The sequence below is a fragment of the Streptomyces sp. NP-1717 genome, assembly GCF_022695985.1.
Taxonomy (GTDB): Bacteria; Actinomycetota; Actinomycetes; order Streptomycetales; family Streptomycetaceae; genus Streptomyces.
Window position 1 is genome coordinate 1 of record NZ_JAAPBF010000150.1, and the last position, 17,642, is coordinate 17,642.

Consider the following 17,642-nt stretch of genomic DNA (forward strand, 5'->3'; position numbering starts at 1 on the left):
GCCTCACGCTCGGACTCCGAGTCGGACTCGGCCTTGCCCTCGACGCCGATGCCCTCGGCGGCTTCGATGGCCTCGACGGCCTCGACCGCAGGCGCTTGCTCCAGGATGACGTGCGCGTTCGTACCGCTGATGCCGAACGCCGAGACACCCGCCCGCCTCGGCCTGCCCTCGCCCTCCGGCCAGGGAACGTTCTCGCCCAGCAGCCGCACGGTCTCCGACGACCAGTCGATGTGTGATGACGGCTCATCCGCATGCAGCGTCCGCGGAAGCACACCCTCCCGCATCGCCAGCACCATCTTGATGACACCCGCGACACCGGCCGCCGCCTGCGTGTGCCCGATGTTCGACTTCAGCGACCCCAGCCACAACGGCGAGTCCTCTGGCCGGTCCTGACCGTACGTCGCCAGCAGCGCCTGCGCCTCGATCGGGTCACCCAGCGTCGTGCCCGTCCCATGGGCCTCGACCGCGTCCACATCCGTCACCGACAGGCCGGCGTTCGCCAGCGCCTGGCGGATAACGCGCTGCTGCGAAGGCCCGTTGGGCGCCGACAGCCCGTTCGACGCACCGTCCTGGTTCACTGCCGAGCCTCGCACCACCGCAAGGACCTCGTGCCCGTTCCGTACGGCGTCCGACAGCCGCTCCACGAGCACGACACCGGCGCCCTCCGCGAGCCCTGTGCCGTCCGCCCCGTCGGAGAACGCCTTGCACCGGCCGTCCGGTGCCAGACCGCCCTGGTGGTCGAAGTCGACCAGCATGCCGGGGGTGGCCATGAGGGTGACGCCGCCGGCCAGCGCGAGTTCGCACTCGCCCTGCCTCAGCGACTGGCACGCCAGGTGCAGCGCCGTCAGCGACGACGAGCACGCCGTGTCCACCGTCACCGCCGGCCCCTCCAGGCCCAGGGTGAAGGCGACGCGGCCCGAGATGACGCTCGGCAGGCTGCCGGTCATGAGATGGCCCTGGACCCCTTCGGCCGGCTCGCTCAGCCGGGGGCCGTAGTCCTGGTGGGTGGCACCGATGAACACACCCGTACGTCCGCCTCGCAGTGAGCGGGGTTCGATGCGGGCGTGTTCCACCGCTTCCCAGGCGATCTCCAGGATGACCCTCTGCTGGGGGTCCATGGCCAGCGCCTCGCGCGGCGAGATGTTGAAGAACTCGGCGTCGAATCCCGCGATGTCGTCGAGGAACGCCCCCTGCGGTTCCCGCCCTTGGGGACGCAGCGTCTCGGACTCGCCCACGGCGCGCTCCAGGTCCCAGCCGCGATCGGTGGGGAACGTGGAGACGGTGTCGACACCGTCGGCCAGGACGCGCCACAGGTCGTCGGGGGAGGCGACACCGCCCGGGAAGCGGCACGCCACTCCGACGATGGCGATGGGTTCCTGCTCTCCCGACACGGCGGCGTCGAGTCGCTGCCGTGTGCGGCGGAGGTCGGCTGTGACGCGCTTCAGGTAGTCGCGAAGTTTGTCCTCGGTGCTGATACTCATCCGCTACCGTCCGCCCTTTCACAGCGTTGGCGGGCCCGATTTCGAGCCGCACAGGAAATCGGCCTGCGCCGCCTGCGTAGTTCGGGCGAGGAGCGGCAAGTGACGGTGAACGGGGTCCCGGTACGCAGGAGGGCGCTACTTGATCCGTACAAGCGGCTTGACGCTAAGCACGCCGACTAAAGCGGACCTAAGAGTCCGTTCCGTCCGTCGAGTCCCTGCTCCGAGCGGGCTTCCACCGCTCTTAGCTGGGCTTTAGCGGACGTGGACAAGGTGAGGCCGGGTAGGGTGCGCGCCGCAGGTGCGACGCATGCGAATGAATTCGTCCGACGCACACAGGAAGTCCTCCACCATGACCAGCACCTCCACGTCCGTGCCCCTTCCTCAGCGATTGCTCGCCATCTGGCGGGACGTCCTGGATACACACCAGGTGGATAGCGACGGACTCACCATTGACGCGGATCTCCCCGATCTGGGGACGCGTTCGATCCTGATCATCGAGATCGCGATGCGCATTCAGCGGGAGATCGGGGTCGACGTACCGCTGGAAACGTTCATCGAGACGCGGACGATTGACCAACTGGCCAAATCCATCGTGGAGATGGCCCCGGAGGCGGACTCCCGATGACCGATGTCTCCGTCGAGACACGTGGCACGAACACCGGTGCGAACACGAACACCGAAGCCGACACCGACGCGACCGCGACCGTGAACGCGCCCCCCGACCTGACCGCCGTGGGCCCGCTCACCGAGCTGGCGGACGACGATCTCGAACTGCTCCTGCTCATCCGGCACTTCGAGCGCAAACTGCTCGACCTCTTCGGGCAGGGCGAGCTGAACGGCACCACGCACACCTGTCTCGGTCAGGAGTACGTACCGGTGTCGCTGCGTCCCCTGCTGGAGGATCGCGACTTCGTCTTCAGCAACCACCGGGGCCACGGCCACTACCTCTCCCGATTCCGCGACCCGGCCGGTCTGCTGGCCGAGATCATGGGCCGCGAGGGGGCCGTCTGTTCCGGTGTCGGCGGCAGCCAGCACATCCTGCGCGACCGCTATCTCTCCACGGGCGTGCAGGGGCAGAGCCTCCCGGTGGCTGTCGGCGCCGGCCTGCACCAGCTACGGGCCGACCCGGGCGCGCTCGTCTGCGCGTTCATCGGTGACGGCACCTGGGGCGAGGGCGCGGTGTACGAGGCGCTGAACATGGCCCAGCTCTGGCGGGTGCCGCTGCTGGTGGCCGTGGAGCACAACGGGATCGCCCAGTCGACCCCGGCGGTGGCGAACATGGCCGGCACCATCGAGGGCCGGGCCGCCGCCTTCGGGATCCGGTACCAGCGGGTCGCCTCGCTGGACGTGAACGCTGTCCGTACCGGCCTGGCACCACTGGTGCACGAGGTGCGGGAGCAGCGCAGCCCGCTGGTGGTCGAGTTCGTCACGCACCGGGTCGGACCGCACAGCAAGGGAGACGACACCCGGACGCGCGAGCAGCTGGCGCACGCCCGGGAGCACGACTGGTACCGGCTCTACGGTGCCGCCTTCCCGGAGCACTTCGAGAGCTGGGACGGCAAGGTCAGGGCCGAGGTGGACGAGATCGCGCGGGACGTGGCCGGACGGCCGCCCGCGGTGTGGAGTGGCTCATGCGCGTAGCCGAGAACCTCAACCAGTCGCTCCACTCGCTGCTGGAGGCGGAGCCCCGGGCGTACGTCCTCGGGGAGGACATCGCCGATCCGTACGGGGGAGCGTTCAAGGTCACCAAGGGCCTGAGCGACAGTTATCCGGGCCGCGTCCTCACCACGCCCATCAGCGAGTCGGGGATCGTCGGCGCGGGCGCGGGACTGGCGCTCGCCGGTGACGTGGCGATCGTCGAGATCATGTTCGGCGACTTCGTCGCGCTCGCCTTCGACCAGATCGTCAACTTCGCGAGCAAGTCCGTATCCATGTACGGCCGCCGGGTGCCGATGCCGCTGGTGGCACGCTGCCCGATGGGCGGCCGGCGCGGCTACGGGGCGACCCACAGCCAGAGCCTCCAGAAGCACTTCATCGGCGCTCCCGGTCTGTCGCTCTACGAACTGTCTCCCTTCCGGGACTCCTACGAGCTGCTGTCGGAGATCGTGGAGCGGGAGGAGCCGGCGATGCTCTTCGAGGACAAGGTGCTCTACACGAGCCAGATGTTCACCGACGGCGTCGTGGACGACCTGCTCTCCTTCGACCGGCATCCCCAAGCGCCGGACGTGGCACGGGTGTTCGTCGATGATCCCGACCGTTACGACGTGGTGCTGATCGCGGCGGGCGGCATGGCGCACCGGGCCTGTGAGGCGGTTCGCGATCTGCTGGTCGAGGAGGAGATCACGGCTTTGCTGCTGGTGCCCACCCGTCTCTACCCCTTCGCCGCGGAGCCGCTGCTCGGCACGCTGGGCGCGGCCGACGTGATCTGTGTGGCCGAGGAGGGCACGGCCGGCGGCACCTGGGGCGCCGAGGTGGCGCAGCAGTTGCACCAGCGGCTGTGGGGCACGCTGCGCCGTCCGGTACGGCTCGTCCACTCCGCCGACAGCGTCATCCCGAGCGCCGCCCACCTGGAGGAGCGCGTCCTGGTGAGCGGAGACACGATTAGGCAAGCGGTTGTGGAGGCCCTGCGTGACTGAGATCCGTGTGCCCAAGCTCAACAACAACGACACCGAGTACACACTCGTCGAGTGGCTCGTCGATGACGGCAAGCCGATCGCCGCGGGCGATCCGGTGGCCGTGGTGGAGACCTCGAAGGCGGCGGAGGAGCTGGAGTCCGCCACCGAGGGTGTTCTGCGTCAGTCCCTGGAGCCCGGGTCCGTCTGTGCTCCGGGTGATGTCATCGGGCATGTACTCGCCCCCGGCGAGACCGTGGAGGCGGCCCCGGCCGCTCCTGCCGCTTCCACCGCTCCCGTTCCGCGGGCCGAGTCGTCTCCCGGTGGGGTGACGATCACCAAGCCGGCACGGGTGCTGATGACGGAGTGGGGGATCGGCGAGGAGCAGGTCCTGGCGTGGGGGCTGAAGGTCGTCAGGCGGACGGATGTCGAGCGTCTCGCCGGGCCGGCGCCGGCCGAGGAGGCGGCGGCGGAGTCGGAGGCAGCGGGGACGAGGCCCGCAGTGACGACTCCCACGGCACCGACGCACTCCACGAAGGGCACCGTCCCGACGCTGTCGCAGGCCCTCCCTTCCGTGCAACAGGCTGTCGGCCGCAGTGTTCTGACGTCGCATCAGACGATTCCCGCCGCGTACACCGTGGTGAAGGTCGACGTCACCAAGGCTCAGACTCTCGCGGCGCGGGAGGGAAAGCGGCTTCGGCGGCTGGTGGGTCTGCCGGAGCTGCTTCTGTCTGCGGTGGCCCGCTCGTACCGTGCCTTCCCGCTCTGCTTCGCCCGCCTGGCCGACGCCCGCACGGCGGAACTCGCCGATGCCGCCCATGTGGGTGTCACGATGGATGTGGGCCAGGGACTGTTCGTGCCGGTGGTGGAGCGCGCTTCGGATCTGGCGTTCGAGGAGATCGTGGAGGCGGTGTCGGGCTTCCGGCGCACCGTCATGTCGGGCACGTTCCGGGAGTCGGAGCTCTCGGGCGGCAACATCACGGTCACCCTGCACAACGACCTCGACGTGGTGGCGGCGGTGCCGTTCGTCTTCCCCGGGCAGGCGTGCGCGCTCGCCCTCGCGGGCCCTCAGCAGGAGCTGTTCCTGGATCCCGACGGAGCGGTGGCCGCGCGGACGGTGGCCAACGTGGGCCTCGCCTACGACCACCGCCTCCTCAACGGACGGGACGCCGTGCTGTTCCTCCAGCGTGTCAAGGCGCTGTTGCAGACGCCGGAGAAGCTGCTCGGCGAGGCGTGACAACCAGGCGGAGAGACAACGGGACACGGGAATCGGAGGGAGCAGGGGAGTAAGGGACGCAGGGGGAGCGGGCGGACCGGCCGCGGTCCGTCCCGGCGTCAGGGAGACCGCAGCCGCATGCCCGGACCGTACGCGGACGCACCGTACCCGTGCGCGCCATGGCCGGGCGTACCGAACGCGGGCGTACCGAACCCAGGTGGCTGGTAGTCCGGAGTGAACGTCTCCAACCTGCTCTTGAGTTCGGTGAGTACGTCGGCCGCCTCGGCGCTGTCGACGATGCGGTGGTCAACGGCGAGACTCAGCCGCATCATGGGCGCCACCGTCACCTCGCCCCCGCGGACGACCGCGCGGTCCACGACCCGGCCCACACCGACGGTGACCGCGGTGCCTCCGACGAAGTGGAAGCTGTCCACGGCTCGGTGACCGAGGGACGTGATGGCGACCGTGCCGATCAGTTCCGGGCGGTGCCGCAGCGATCGGGTCCTCAGCTTGAACAGCGCCCGGCCCAGGGGAGTCGGCAGCCGGTGCAGGGCGCGTATGCGTGCGTACTCCGGCATGGTGTCGGGGTCCCCGCCCCGGAAGTGGTTCACCTGCTCCTGGATGGTGTCGAGCGAGGCGTCGTCCAGGGACGGTATGACGGTGGACAGGACGACCCGTCGGCCGTTCAGCGACGAGTCGAGGGTGAGCTTTCCGCTGACCATCGAGTACCGCGCGACACGTGGGCGCATCCGGCCGCGGATCGCGGCATTGACCTCCGGATGGTTGCTGAGGACCCGGCCGACCGCGTGCATGACGTAGGCGACAACCGAGTACTGCTTCGGAGCCTCGCGTGCGCTGATGCGGTGCCGCTGGACACTGCTCATGTCCACCTCCGTGTCGAGGAAGGCGGCGGCCGCGGCGCGGTTCTCCTCGCAGAGGTAGAGAGTGTGCCGGCGCTCGGGGTGGAACGCGGTCGCGCTCATCGCCGTGCCATCGGCCTGTGCGTGCCCACCGGGGCGCCGGTCTCCGGCCGGCCCGGCGCGGGGACGCTCCCCCCGGAACGCCGTTGCGGTGCGGTCACCGCCGGGCCGGGCCTGTCGCGGATCAGGGCGGCGAAGTCGTCCATGGCATTCACGCAATTTCCTCCGAGGGTCGAGTCGGATACTCGCCCCCGAAGCTAAAAAGCCTCTTAAATCGCGCACGACTCCCACACGACTCCCACTGGACCGCGAGGAATCAGACGAGGCAGAACTCGTGCCCTTCCGGATCGGCCATTTCCACATGGTCCGGCCTGCCCCGCGACTCGTGTTCACGGATCACCGTCGCTCCCGCCGCCGTCAGCCGTTCGACCGCGGCGAGGACCCGTGGCCACCGTGTCTCCCAGGGGGTGTCCCGCCCGCCGCCGACCTGGACGTCCAGATGCAGCCGGTTCTTCACCACCTTCGACTCCGGGACCTTGAGGAAGGACATGGAGGGACCCACACCGTCCGGATCCGCGATGTACGCGCCGTCGCCCCACTCCTCCTCCGGGACCCCGAAGTGCGCGAACCACGCCTCCCAGGTGGGAAAACCGCTGGGCGGCGGCTTCTGCGCGTACCCCAGGGCGAGTGCCCAGAACTCCGCCAGCTTCGCGGGATGCGCGCAGTCGACGGTCAGACTCCACTTGGTGGCCACCATGCCTCCTCGATTGTCTGTACGAACCGTATCGGGCGGCACTGACAGCGCCCCCGCACGCCGGACAAGGCGGCGCGGCAGGGGAAAGTAGGGGTTGATCGGCGCGGACGCGTACCCAATTCTTGTCGAATGCGCTACTTGCGGGCCCGCCGAGTTCGGAGCGATTGCCGATGACCTATGAGATTCGTGGTGCGTCGCCGCCTCCGGCCGCCGCCGTTCCCTCCCTCGTGGAACCCGCTCCTTTCCCGGCGAAACCCGGGCGGCTCGTCGCGACGAGCGATCTGCACATCCGGTATCCCGAGAACCGGAAGATAGCCGACTCCCTGTGGCCCGAGTCGGAGCACGACTGGCTGCTGGTGGCCGGTGACATCGGTGAGCTGGTGTCCGACATCGAATGGACGCTGCGCACACTCAGCGAGCGGTTCGCGAAGGTCGTCTGGGTGCCCGGCAACCACGAACTGTGGACCGCCCCCGACGACCCGGTACAGCTCAGGGGCGACGCCAAGTACCGTCATCTCGTGGAGCTCTGCCGGGAGATGGGCGTCGTCACGCCGGAGGACCCCTATCCCGTCTGGGAGGGCGAGGGCGGCCCCGCCGTGATCGCGCCCCTGTTCCTCCTCTACGACTACTCCTTCCGGCCCGCCGGTACGTACTCCAAGGAAGCGGCCCTCGCCGTGGCCGAGACCGCCGGTGTCGTCTGCACCGACGAGTTCCTGCTCCACCCCGATCCGTATCCCAGCAGAGAGGCGTGGTGCCGCGCCCGGCTCGCGGCCACCGAACGCCGCCTCGCGGAGATCCCGGCCGACCTGCCCACCGTCCTGATCAACCACTGGCCGATCGTGCGCGAACCCACGGACGTGCTGTGGCGGCCGGAGTTCGCGCTGTGGTGCGGTACGGAGGGCTCGGCGGACTGGCCGCGCAGATTCCGGGCGGCCTCGGTCGTGTACGGGCACCTGCACATACCCCGGCTCATGTGGTGCGACGGAGTTCCTCACCAGGAGGTCTCCCTCGGCTACCCGAGGGAGTGGGCACGGCGCGCGCGGGAGGCCGGCCGGCCCGTGCAGATACTGCCGCTGCCGGTCCGCGGCGAAGCGGGGGCGACGAGATGATCGAGCGCATCGTGCCCGCCGAGGCGCGGACGGCCGAGGCGTACGGAGACCTTCCCGAGGCCACGCTCTTCCCCGAGGAGGCGCTGCTGGTGAAGTCCGCCGTGGCGCAGCGCCGTGACGAGTTCACGACCGCCCGGCACTGCGCGCGCCAGGCCCTGACGCGGCTGGGCGCCCCGGCGGGGGCGATCCTCACCGGCGAGCGCGGCGCGCCGCTGTGGCCCCGCGACGTGGTCGGGAGCATCACGCACTGCGTGGGCTACCGCGCCGCCGTGGTGGCCCGCCCAGCGCTGGTCGCCTCGATCGGTGTCGACGCGGAGCCCGCGCTGCCGCTGCCCGAAGGCGTCCTGGAGGCGGTGGCCCTGCCGGACGAGCAGATCGCGGTGAAGGAACTCCTGGTGTCCGCGCCCGGTGTCGCCTGGGACCGGCTGCTGTTCAGCGCCAAGGAGTCAGTCTACAAGGCGTGGTATCCGCTGACGAGGCGCTTCCTGGAGTTCGAGGAGGCCCGGCTCGTCTTCGACCCGGCGGGAGGGACGTTCACGGCTCACCTCCTCGCCGGGCCGGCACGGGCCGGAGGCCGTACCCTGCACACGTTCGACGGGCGCTGGCTGTCGGACGACGGCATCGTGCTGACGTCCGTCACCGTCCCGGCGTAGGCACCGACCGGAGTTCCGACCGGCGTACCGGTCGGAGTGCCGGTCGAAGCGGAGTGCCGGACGCTCAGGCGATCGACGCCGACACGATCGCCGACACCGCGATGTTGCACGACGCCGTCACCCACACCGCGGGGTGCGGCTCCGCCTCGACCAGCGTCGCGCCCAGCTTGCCCGGGGTCACCAGGTCCACGACCAGGAACGCCACCGCCATCATCACGAGGCCGAGCACCCCGAACGCGGCCGTGGACGCCAGGCCCTTGCCGAAGTCGTCGTACGTCGTCCAGATGGACGTGAAGACGATGCCGCCGATACCCAGGAGCGCCGAGCTGAGCAGGAGTGCGGCGTTGCGGTTCCGGTCCTCCCAGATCTGCTTCCCGAGCTTCCCCGGCGTCAGCACGTCGATGAGGACGATACCGAGGATGAGAAGGACCACACCGAGCGCGCCGTAGGCGCCGGCCCGGCCAAGTCCGTTGACTATGTCGTTCATTGAGAAGCCCGTCTCCGCTGCTGAAGATGATCGTGGCAAAGGCGTCGCAAAATGTATCGCACGGTGCGCGAGCCGCGCGGGGGAGCCGGGAACCGCAGCCGAACCGCGTCCGTACCGTGGCCGGAAGCTCACCGCGCGGGACGGCCCGCCCCCGCTCACTACGATCGGTGCGACCGCCGTCGCGCCGACCGCGCCGGCACGCGCGTCCGCCGCCGGCGGCCCCGCGCCCGCCACCGAAAGGACCCCCGTCGTGCAAGCCGCCACCCCGGTCAGTTCCCCGGACACCCCGCAGGCCGGAGACGATCCGTACGACCGTCCCGTCGCCGAACTGCTCGCCCGGATGACCGACGAGGAGAAGCTGGGCCAGCTCCAGCAGCTTGCCTGGGCGGGCGCCACCGGCCCCGGCGGCACCCAGACCCGGGAGGCCGAAGAGGCGGCCCGCGCGGGCCTGTTGGGCTCCGTGCTGAACATCCACGGGGCCAAGGAGAGCAACGCACTCCAGCGCATCGCCGTCGAGGAGTCCCGGCTCGGCATTCCGCTGATCTTCGGTCTCGACATCATCCACGGGTTCTGGACGACCTTCCCGATCCCCCTCGCGCAGGCGGCGAGCTTCGATCCCGCGGTGTCCGAGCTGGACGCGTCGGTCTCGGCGGCCGAGGCGCGGTCCAACGGCGTGCACTGGACGTTCGCACCGATGATGGACGTCACCAGCGAGCCCCGCTGGGGCCGTATCGCCGAGTCCGGCGGTGAAGACCCCTATCTGAACGGCGTGCTGGCCGCTGCCAAGGTACGCGGCTACCAGGGCGGCGACCTGAAGGCGAAGGACCGTATCGCCGCCTGCGCCAAGCACTACGTCGCGTACGGCGGCGCCGAGGGCGGCCGGGACTACAACACCGTCGACGTGTCCGAGGCGCGGCTGCGCAACCACTACCTGCCGCCGTTCAAGGTGGCCGTGGACGCCCAAGTGGCCACGGTCATGGCCGCGTTCAACACCATCAGCGGAGTCCCGGCGCACGGCAACGAGCACACGCTCACCCGGATCCTCAAGGAGGACTGGGGATTCGACGGGTTCGTCGTCAGCGACTGGTCCGGTGTCCAGGAGCTGATCCCGCACGGATTCGCCGCCGACGGCGAGGACGCGGCCCGGCTCGCCCTGGGCGCCGGTGTCGACATGGAGATGGTCAGCACCCATGTCGTTGACCACGGGCGGAAGCTGCTCGGTGAGGGGCGGATCGACGCCGCGCGACTCGACGACGCCGTCACCCGTGTCCTGCGCGTCAAGTTCCGGCTCGGCCTCTTCGACGAGCCCTACGTCCCCGAGCAGGCCGAGATCACCGGGCCGACACCCGAGGCACGGTCGGCGGCCCGTACGGCCGCCGCGCGCTCCATGGTGCTGCTCAGGAACGAGACCGGCGCACTGCCGCTCGCCAAGTCGGTCCGCTCCCTCGCCGTCGTCGGGCCGTTCGCCGACTCCGACGACCTCCAGGGCACCTGGGCCGGGCCCGGCGCGGAGAAGTTCCGGTCGGTCACCGTGCTCGACGCCGTACGGGCCGCACTCCCGGACGCCACCGTCACCCACGCCCTCGGCATCGACGCCGCAGGCCGGGACACCGCCACCCTCCCGGACGCCGTCGCGGCGGCGCGGGCCGCCGACGTCACCGTCGTCGTCGTGGGCGAGAGCCCGGACATCAGCGGCGAGGCGAACTCGCGCAGCGACATCGGACTGCCGGGCAGGCAGGAGGAGTTGATCGCCGCCGTGGCGGCCACGGGCAAGCCGTACGTGGTCGTCCTGGTGAACGGGCGCCCGCTCACCCTCGGCGACTGGGCCGACGCCGCCCCGGCCGTGCTGGAGGCGTGGCACCCCGGCATGGAGGCCGGGCACGCCGTCGCCGACGTGCTGTTCGGGGACGTGAACCCCGGCGGTCGGCTCCCGTCGTCCTTCCCCCGGACGGTCGGCCAGATCCCGGTCAACTACAACCACGAGCGCACCGGCCGCCCCTACGACCCGGCCGATCCCGACCAGCGCTACGTCTCCCGCTACCTCGATGTGCCGGACGGCCCGCGCTACCCGTTCGGCCACGGCCTGGGCTACACGACCTTCACCATCTCCGAGCCCTCGCTCAGCCGCGGTTCCATCGGCGCGCGGGCCCTGCGCGACGGGGACACGGTGGAGATCGCCGTCACCGTACGCAACACGGGCGAGCGCGACGGGGACGAAGTCGTGCAGCTCTACCTCCACGACCCCGTCGCGAGCATCGTCCAGCCGGTCCGGCGGCTGCGCGGATTCAGCCGGGTGACCGTGGGGGCCGGGAAGTCCACCACCGTGCGCTTCACCCTCGGCGCGGCGGACTTCGGCTTCTGGACCAATGACCCGGACGGCCGGTTCGTGGTGGAGGAGGGCGCGGTCGACATCATCGTCGGCGCCGACTCGACGGCCACCGCCAGGGCCACGCTGGAGATCGTCTGAGGACACGTCGCCCCCCGGGGGGCGGGGGAGTGCCGCCCGGACGCCGTGGGCACACTCCCACGGCGTGAGCTTGCCTCACGGAGGGACCCGCCGGATGATTTCGGCGGGCCCTCTCCCGGGCGGAGAGCGCCTTGGAGAGCCCCTGGGGAGCGCCCGCCCGACGACCACGACCAGGGAGACACCGGCCATGAGCGAGACCGACATCCGCGACGACCGGGCGCGGGGCAGGTTCGAGGCGTACGAAGGCGACGAGCTCGTCGGCGTCATCGGCTACTTCGTGATGGCCGGCGCGCCCGCCGCGCTCGTGGCCGTGCACACCGTCGTCCAGCAGGGCCACGAGGGCAAGGGCATCGCGGGCGCGCTGGTGAAGGAGTTCTACGCGACGGCGGCCCGCGAGGGCGTGCCCGTCGTACCGCTGTGCCCGTACGCCGCCAGGTGGACGCAGCGGCACCCGGACGAGGCGGCCGTGGCTCCGGTCGCGTCCGAGGAGACGGTCCACGCGGCGAAGGCCCAGCTCAAGGCGGACTCCGGGCGCTGGTGAGACCGGCGGGCGGCCGGCGAACCGCCCGGATGCCGGTACCCCCGGTCGATCATGAGTGGACCCGGCGCGCGTGGGCACGTGCATCGGGAGACATTGGGAACGCACGAGTCCGTACTTTTGGAGGACTGGCATGACCCATCCGTATCCCGACCCCGTACCGCCCTCGCCCACCCCGCCGCCGGGGCCGCCAGGACCTGAACCGGGGCCCGCGCCCGGACCTGTTCCCGGTCCGGCGCCCGTTCCCGGGCCGCCGCCCGGGCCGTCACCGGACCCGATCCCCAGCCCGCCGGGACCCGACCCGGTGCCGGACCCGGAACCGGCGCCCGGTCCGCTCGGTTAGGCCGTGTTCCGAAAGTCCCGCCTGGCTCGCGGCGCCTGGCCCAGCGGGTGTCCTCAATCGCCGGACGGGCCCGTTCGCGGCCCGTCCGGCGATTGAGGACAAGGGTGCGCCCGGTCAGCCGGCGACCTCGGAGCGGTCCCCGCCCCACAGCGTGTGGAACGAGCCCTCGCGGTCCGTACGCCGGTAGGTGTGCGCACCGAAGAAGTCACGCTGCCCCTGCGTGAGCGCCGCGGGCAGCCGCTCGGCGCGCAGCGCGTCGTAGTACGAGAGCGCCGCCGCGAAGCCGGGAGTCGGCACACCCTGGCGCACCGCTGTCGCGATCACCTCGCGCCAGTCGTCCTGCGCCGCGCCGATCTCCTCGGCGAACTGCTTGTCGGCCAGCAGGCTCGGCAGATCACGCTGCGCGTCGTACGCGCCCCGGATCCGGTCCAGGAACGCCGCCCGGATGATGCAGCCCGCACGCCAGATCGCGGCGACGGACCCGAGGTCGATGTTCCAGCCGTACTCCTCGCTGCCCGCCTGGATCTGGTGGAAGCCCTGGGTGTACGACACGATCTTCGACGCGTACAGCGCCTGCTCCACCCGGTCCGCGAAGCGCGCCGCCTCCTCCTCGCTCAGCGCGGTCGCCGCCGGCCCCGGTAGCGTCTGCGAGACGTCGCGCAGCGCGGCGTGCCCGGAGAGCGAGCGCGCGAAGACCGCCTCGGCGATGCCGGAGACCGGCACACCGAGGTCGAGCGCGATCTGCACCGTCCAGCGCCCGGTGCCCTTCTGCTCGGCCTGGTCCACGACGACGTCGACGAACGGCTTGCCGGTCGCGGCGTCCTGGTGGGCCAGCACCTCGGCCGTGATCTCGATCAGATACGAGTCGAGCCGCCCGGTGTTCCAGGTCCGGAACGTCTCGGCGATCTTCTCGGGGGAGTAGCCCGCGACGGCGCGCAGCAGGTGGTACGCCTCCGCGATGAGCTGCATGTCGGCGTACTCGATGCCGTTGTGCACCATCTTGACGAAGTGTCCGGCGCCGTCGGGGCCGATGTGGGCCACCGTCGGGGTGTCGTCGGGCGCCTTCGCCGCGATGCGCTCCAGGAGCGGCCCGAGCGACTCGTAACTCTCCTTCGAACCGCCGGGCATGATGCTCGGTCCGTGCAGCGCGCCCTCCTCGCCGCCGGAGATGCCGACGCCGACGAAGTGGATGCCGCGCTCGCGCAGTTCCTTCTCACGGCGGCGGGTGTCGGCGAAGTGCGCGTTGCCGCCGTCGATGATGACGTCGCCCTCTTCGAGCAGCGGGGCGAACTCCTGGATCACGGCGTCCGTCGGGTCGCCGGCCTTCACCATGATGACGAGACGGCGCGGGCGCTCCAGCGCGGCGACGAACTCCTCCGCCGAGTCCGCGGCGACGAAGACGCCCTCATCGCCGAACTCGTCGACCAGGGCGTGGGTCTTCGACGCCGTGCGGTTGTGCAGGGCGACGGTGAAACCGTTGCGGGCGAAGTTGCGGGCGAGATTGCGGCCCATCACCGCGAGCCCGGTGACGCCGATCTGGGCAGTACCACTCATGCGTGTGCTCCTGGGTCTCCGTCGGATGTACCTCGTCCGGCGGCAGGGGTACGTACCGCCGGACACGGCTGTTCATCGATCTTCAAGCCGCCCGCATTCTGTCGCATTCCGGGTCGGACGCGTCGTGACCGTTCACCTCTTGGGCGGAAGGGGTGCCGGTGCGGACCACCGTTCACCGACTCTTGACACTCTCTCAGCGGCGGCGCAACACTGGCCTGGCTTTGGAGAGCGCTCTCCCGCAGTGATTCCGGTGTTCCTGACGGCCCCGGATCCGGGAGCCGCTGTCCGCGGTGCACCGTCCAGTACCACTCTCTCCCCCCACCGCATACGACGCGTATGCGGACGAAGAGCGGCATGGAGGTCCGCATGGCCGAAAGACTTCGCAGAACCACCCTGGTGTCCGCGTTGCTCGTCTTCACCGCCCTGGCCCTGGTGGCCATGGGGCTGACCGCGATCACCGACACCGCGACCGCCGACCCCAAGAACGACCGCGGCACCACCGCCGCGTCCCACGCGGGACACAAGATGCCACCGGCCGTCCCCGTTCCCTCGGGCGACGACCCCGACGGCGACGGCTACATACCGGCGAACCCGCCGGTCACCGGCGTCGAACCGTCGGCCGAGATTCCGCCGCACCGCTACTTCCACGAGTTCCAGGCGAACTGCGACGTCACCCACACCAGGCCGGACGACCCGATCGTCTATCCGGGCCGACCCGGCGCGTCGCACGACCACACCTTCATGGGCAACCGGACCACCCACGCCGGCAGCACCACGGCCTCGCTGGAGGCCGGCACCACCGCGTGCAAGGCGCCGGGGGACCGGTCCGCGTACTGGATGCCGACCCTGCTCAACGGGGACACGCCGGTACGGCCCATCGGCCCGCAGGTCATCTACTACAAGGCGGGAGTCACCGACTACCGCACCGTCCGGCCGTTCCCGAAGGGCCTGCGGTTCGTCGTGGGCAGCCCGACGCAGACGGCCCAGCAGTTCCGCGACCACCCGGGCTGGGTGGAGGGCTGGGAGTGCGGCAACTCGTTCAACAACACCGAGATCCCGCTCAGTTGCCCCGACACCCGTGATGTCCAGCTCAACCTCCGCTTCCAGGCGCCCAGTTGCTGGGACGGAAAGTATCTGGACACCCCGGACCACAAGAGTCACATGGCCTATCCGCTCGTCCAGGGCGCCAACCAGGACGTCTGCCCGAGGTCGCACCCGGTGGCGCTGCCGATGGTCGAGTTCAAGATGGCATGGCCGGTGAACGGAGACATGTCCAAGGTGAGACTCGCGAGTGGGACGGGACACTCGTTCCACTACGACTTCTTCAACGCCTGGGACAACGCCACGCTGGCCGCCATGGTCAACCACTGCGTCGTCGGCGGCCTCCAGTGCGACGCGCGCGGCTACGACCAGAACAATCCACAGGCCGGCGCGGCCCTGAACGAGGACTACGAACTGCCGTGACCGGGACCGCTCTCCCGCCGGGGTGTTCCGCGCCCTGGCGGGAGAGCGCTCTCCCACTGTCGATCGCCCTCGCCCTCGCCCTCGCCCTCGCTCCCGCTTCCCGTATCCCCGCCCGCACTCTCCCCACAGGTGACTCATGAGCGAATCACGACTCTTCCCGAGATCCGCCCCCGGCCGGCTGCGCACCATGGCATCGGTCGCCGCCACCACGCTTCTCGCCGCCTTCGCCGTGACCCTCCCGGCCGCCCAGCCCGCGCACGCGGCGGGCAGCGTCGTCAAGGTCACCGGCTCCCAGGGGGCCTGGCAGTTGACCGTCGACGGAGCGCCGTACCAGGTCAAGGGGCTGACCTGGGGCCCGTCCGTCGCCGACGCCGGCACGTACATGCCCGATGTGGCCTCCATGGGCGTCAACACCATCCGGACCTGGGGCACCGACGGCACCACCAAGCCCCTCCTCGACTCGGCCGCCGCCAACGGCATCAAGGTCATCGCCGGTTTCTGGCTCCAGCCCGGCGGCGGCCCCGGCAGCGGCGGCTGCGTCAACTACCTCACCGACACGCAGTACAAGAACGACATGCTCGCCGAGTTCCCGAAGTGGGTGGAGACCTACAAGGACCACGCGGGTGTGCTGATGTGGAACGTCGGCAACGAATCCGTCCTCGGCCTCCAGAACTGCTACAGCGGCGACGCGCTGGAGCAGCAGCGCAACGCGTACACCACCTTCGTCAACGAGATCGCCAAGAAGATCCACTCCGTCGACCCGAACCACCCGGTGACCTCGACCGACGCCTGGACCGGGGCCTGGCCCTACTACCAGCGCAACTCGCCCGACCTCGACCTGTACGCGGTCAATTCCTACGCCGACGTGTGCAACATCGAGGAGACCTGGAAGGCCGGCGGCTACACCAAGCCCTACATCGTCACCGAAGGCGGCCCCGCCGGTGAGTGGGAGGTGGACGACGACGTCAACGGTGTGGCGGCGGAGCCCGCCGACACGGCGAAGGCCCAGGGCTACAAGGACGCGTGGAACTGCGTCACGGGTCACGAGGGCGTCGCGCTCGGGGCGACGCTCTTCCACTACGGCACCGAGTACGACTTCGGCGGCGTCTGGTTCAACCTGCTCCCGGCGGGCCAGAAGCGCCTCTCGTACTACGCGGTGAAGGAGGCGTACGGCAGGAGCACCGCCGGCGACAACAAGCCGCCGGTGATCACGGACATGGCTGTCGACGGCGCCACGTCCGTACCGGCCGGACGCCCGTTCAAGGTCACCTCGGACGTCACCGACCCGAACGGTGACCCCCTGAGCTACGAAGTGCTGGTCAACAGCAAGTACATCGACAACAGCGGGCAGTTGACGCCGGCCCGGTTCACCGCCGAGGGCAACGGGGACTTCACCGTGACCGCGCCCGACAAGCTCGGTGTGTGGAAGGTGTACATCAAGGCGTCCGACGGCAAGGGCAACGTGGGGATCGAGACCAGGTCCTTCAAGGTCGTGCCGCCGCCCGTCGACGGCACCAACGTGGCCAAGGGGAAGCCGGCCACCGCGTCGTCCTTCCAGCCCGGCAGCGTCGGCTGCCCCTGCCCGGCGGCCAACGCCGTCGACGGCGACTTCGGCAGCCGGTGGGCCAGCGACTGGGCCGACCCGCAGTGGATCCAGGTGGACCTGGGCGCGCGCACCGCGTTCAAGCACGTACAACTCGCCTGGGAGGCCGCGTACGGCAAGAGCTACACCGTCCAGACGTCCGACAACGGGCAGGACTGGAACACCGTGCGCACCGTCACCGGCGGCGACGGGGGAATCGACGACCTCGCGGTCAGCGGTGAGGGCCGGTACGTACGGGTCCACGCGACCGAACGCGGCACCCCCTGGGGCTACTCGCTCTACGAGTTCGGCGTCTACCGCTGACCGCCGGCCCCGGGCGCCCGGGGCCGGTCACTCCTGCCGCGCCGCGCTCTCCCCGCCGGCGGCGCGGTGGTCCCGCGGCGGGTCACGGAGGATCCGTGGCCCGCCGCGGGCATGTCGCGCGCACGCCGCCCGGCGCCC

General features: G+C 70.5%; 15 protein-coding genes. 10 read left to right on the plus strand and 5 right to left on the minus strand.

The genetic code is table 11. The annotated features are described in order from the left end of the window. The coding region (locus tag GXP76_RS24865; protein ID WP_242573831.1) for a beta-ketoacyl synthase N-terminal-like domain-containing protein at positions 1-1,475 on the minus strand (1,475 nt) is incomplete at its 3' end. Positions 1,476-1,830: 355 nt separating this feature from the next. Here GXP76_RS24865 and GXP76_RS24870 point away from each other — a divergent pair. Genes GXP76_RS24870 through GXP76_RS24885 form a run of 4 tightly spaced genes read left to right on the plus strand, consistent with a single transcriptional unit; the run spans position 1,831 to position 5,330 of the window. Beyond that, positions 1,831-2,106, plus strand: a complete 276-nt coding sequence (locus tag GXP76_RS24870) for an acyl carrier protein (protein ID WP_242573820.1) — start codon at positions 1,831-1,833, stop codon at positions 2,104-2,106. Beyond that, entirely contained in the window at positions 2,103-3,122 is a 1,020-nt protein-coding gene (locus GXP76_RS24875) for a thiamine pyrophosphate-dependent dehydrogenase E1 component subunit alpha (RefSeq protein ID WP_242573821.1), read from the plus strand. Before GXP76_RS24870 ends, GXP76_RS24875 begins: the two co-directional genes overlap by 4 nt. Then, positions 3,113-4,117, plus strand: coding sequence for an alpha-ketoacid dehydrogenase subunit beta (locus GXP76_RS24880; RefSeq protein ID WP_242573822.1), 1,005 nt, complete (start codon positions 3,113-3,115; stop codon positions 4,115-4,117). Before GXP76_RS24875 ends, GXP76_RS24880 begins: the two co-directional genes overlap by 10 nt. Continuing rightward, positions 4,110-5,330, plus strand: coding sequence for a 2-oxo acid dehydrogenase subunit E2 (locus tag GXP76_RS24885; RefSeq protein WP_242573823.1), 1,221 nt, complete (start codon positions 4,110-4,112; stop codon positions 5,328-5,330). Before GXP76_RS24880 ends, GXP76_RS24885 begins: the two co-directional genes overlap by 8 nt. 98 nt (positions 5,331-5,428) lie before the next feature. Here the strand turns inward: GXP76_RS24885 and GXP76_RS24890 are convergent, their stop codons facing one another. Then, complete coding sequence (locus tag GXP76_RS24890) at positions 5,429-6,292, minus strand: 2-oxo acid dehydrogenase subunit E2 (RefSeq protein WP_242573824.1); 864 nt, start codon at positions 6,290-6,292, stop codon at positions 5,429-5,431. 253 nt (positions 6,293-6,545) lie between these two features. Next, on the minus strand, positions 6,546-6,983 hold the full coding sequence (locus tag GXP76_RS24895) for a VOC family protein (RefSeq protein ID WP_242573832.1): 438 nt from the start codon (positions 6,981-6,983) through the stop codon (positions 6,546-6,548). Between the two features lie 170 nt (positions 6,984-7,153). Here GXP76_RS24895 and GXP76_RS24900 point away from each other — a divergent pair, with 170 nt between their 5' ends. Both GXP76_RS24900 and GXP76_RS24905 read left to right on the plus strand, forming a co-directional pair. After that, on the plus strand, positions 7,154-8,092 hold the full coding sequence (locus GXP76_RS24900) for a metallophosphoesterase (protein WP_242573825.1): 939 nt from the start codon (positions 7,154-7,156) through the stop codon (positions 8,090-8,092). Beyond that, on the plus strand, positions 8,089-8,745 hold the full coding sequence (locus GXP76_RS24905; protein ID WP_242573826.1) for a 4'-phosphopantetheinyl transferase: 657 nt from the start codon (positions 8,089-8,091) through the stop codon (positions 8,743-8,745). The genes GXP76_RS24900 and GXP76_RS24905 overlap by 4 nt, the downstream gene beginning before the upstream one ends. A gap of 64 nt (positions 8,746-8,809) precedes the next feature. On the opposite strand, the gene GXP76_RS24910 is transcribed toward GXP76_RS24905, so the two are convergent. After that, positions 8,810-9,232: a DUF350 domain-containing protein gene (locus GXP76_RS24910; RefSeq protein ID WP_164253771.1), complete on the minus strand. Its 423-nt coding sequence runs from the start codon at positions 9,230-9,232 to the stop codon at positions 8,810-8,812. Positions 9,233-9,572: 340 nt separating this feature from the next. Here GXP76_RS24910 and GXP76_RS24915 point away from each other — a divergent pair, with 340 nt between their 5' ends. Beyond that, positions 9,573-11,699: a glycoside hydrolase family 3 N-terminal domain-containing protein gene (locus GXP76_RS24915; protein ID WP_242573833.1), complete on the plus strand. Its 2,127-nt coding sequence runs from the start codon at positions 9,573-9,575 to the stop codon at positions 11,697-11,699. Between the two features lie 187 nt (positions 11,700-11,886). Then, a complete protein-coding gene (locus GXP76_RS24920) occupies positions 11,887-12,240 on the plus strand; it encodes a GNAT family N-acetyltransferase (protein ID WP_242573827.1) in 354 nt (117 codons plus the stop codon). 454 nt (positions 12,241-12,694) lie between these two features. Here GXP76_RS24920 and gndA read toward each other — a convergent pair whose 3' ends face one another. Continuing rightward, positions 12,695-14,134 (minus strand): NADP-dependent phosphogluconate dehydrogenase, encoded by a 1,440-nt coding sequence (gene gndA / locus GXP76_RS24925; RefSeq protein WP_242573828.1) that lies wholly within the window; start codon positions 14,132-14,134, stop codon positions 12,695-12,697. Positions 14,135-14,500: 366 nt separating this feature from the next. Between gndA and GXP76_RS24930 the strand changes: the two genes are divergently transcribed. Together GXP76_RS24930 and GXP76_RS24935 are read left to right on the plus strand one after the other, a co-directional pair. Next, positions 14,501-15,598: a DUF1996 domain-containing protein gene (locus tag GXP76_RS24930; protein ID WP_242573829.1), complete on the plus strand. Its 1,098-nt coding sequence runs from the start codon at positions 14,501-14,503 to the stop codon at positions 15,596-15,598. 136 nt (positions 15,599-15,734) lie between these two features. Continuing rightward, a complete protein-coding gene (locus GXP76_RS24935) occupies positions 15,735-17,504 on the plus strand; it encodes a discoidin domain-containing protein (RefSeq protein ID WP_242573830.1) in 1,770 nt (589 codons plus the stop codon). Positions 17,505-17,642: the final 138 nt, after the last annotated feature.

Bases quoted from the DNA above. Each gene is read 5' to 3' on its own strand.
- GXP76_RS24910 (WP_164253771.1), bottom strand. From the start codon at position 9,232: ATGAACGACATAGTCAACGGACTTGGCCGGGCCGGCGCCTACGGCGCG.
- GXP76_RS24880 (WP_242573822.1), top strand. From the start codon at position 3,113: ATGCGCGTAGCCGAGAACCTCAACCAGTCGCTCCACTCGCTGCTGGAG.
- GXP76_RS24890 (WP_242573824.1), bottom strand. From the start codon at position 6,292: ATGAGCGCGACCGCGTTCCACCCCGAGCGCCGGCACACTCTCTACCTC.
- GXP76_RS24905 (WP_242573826.1), top strand. From the start codon at position 8,089: ATGATCGAGCGCATCGTGCCCGCCGAGGCGCGGACGGCCGAGGCGTAC.
- GXP76_RS24870 (WP_242573820.1), top strand. From the start codon at position 1,831: ATGACCAGCACCTCCACGTCCGTGCCCCTTCCTCAGCGATTGCTCGCC.
- gndA (WP_242573828.1), bottom strand. From the start codon at position 14,134: ATGAGTGGTACTGCCCAGATCGGCGTCACCGGGCTCGCGGTGATGGGC.
- GXP76_RS24930 (WP_242573829.1), top strand. From the start codon at position 14,501: ATGGCCGAAAGACTTCGCAGAACCACCCTGGTGTCCGCGTTGCTCGTC.
- GXP76_RS24900 (WP_242573825.1), top strand. From the start codon at position 7,154: ATGACCTATGAGATTCGTGGTGCGTCGCCGCCTCCGGCCGCCGCCGTT.
- GXP76_RS24875 (WP_242573821.1), top strand. From the start codon at position 2,103: ATGACCGATGTCTCCGTCGAGACACGTGGCACGAACACCGGTGCGAAC.
- GXP76_RS24935 (WP_242573830.1), top strand. From the start codon at position 15,735: ATGAGCGAATCACGACTCTTCCCGAGATCCGCCCCCGGCCGGCTGCGC.
- GXP76_RS24920 (WP_242573827.1), top strand. From the start codon at position 11,887: ATGAGCGAGACCGACATCCGCGACGACCGGGCGCGGGGCAGGTTCGAG.
- GXP76_RS24915 (WP_242573833.1), top strand. From the start codon at position 9,573: ATGACCGACGAGGAGAAGCTGGGCCAGCTCCAGCAGCTTGCCTGGGCG.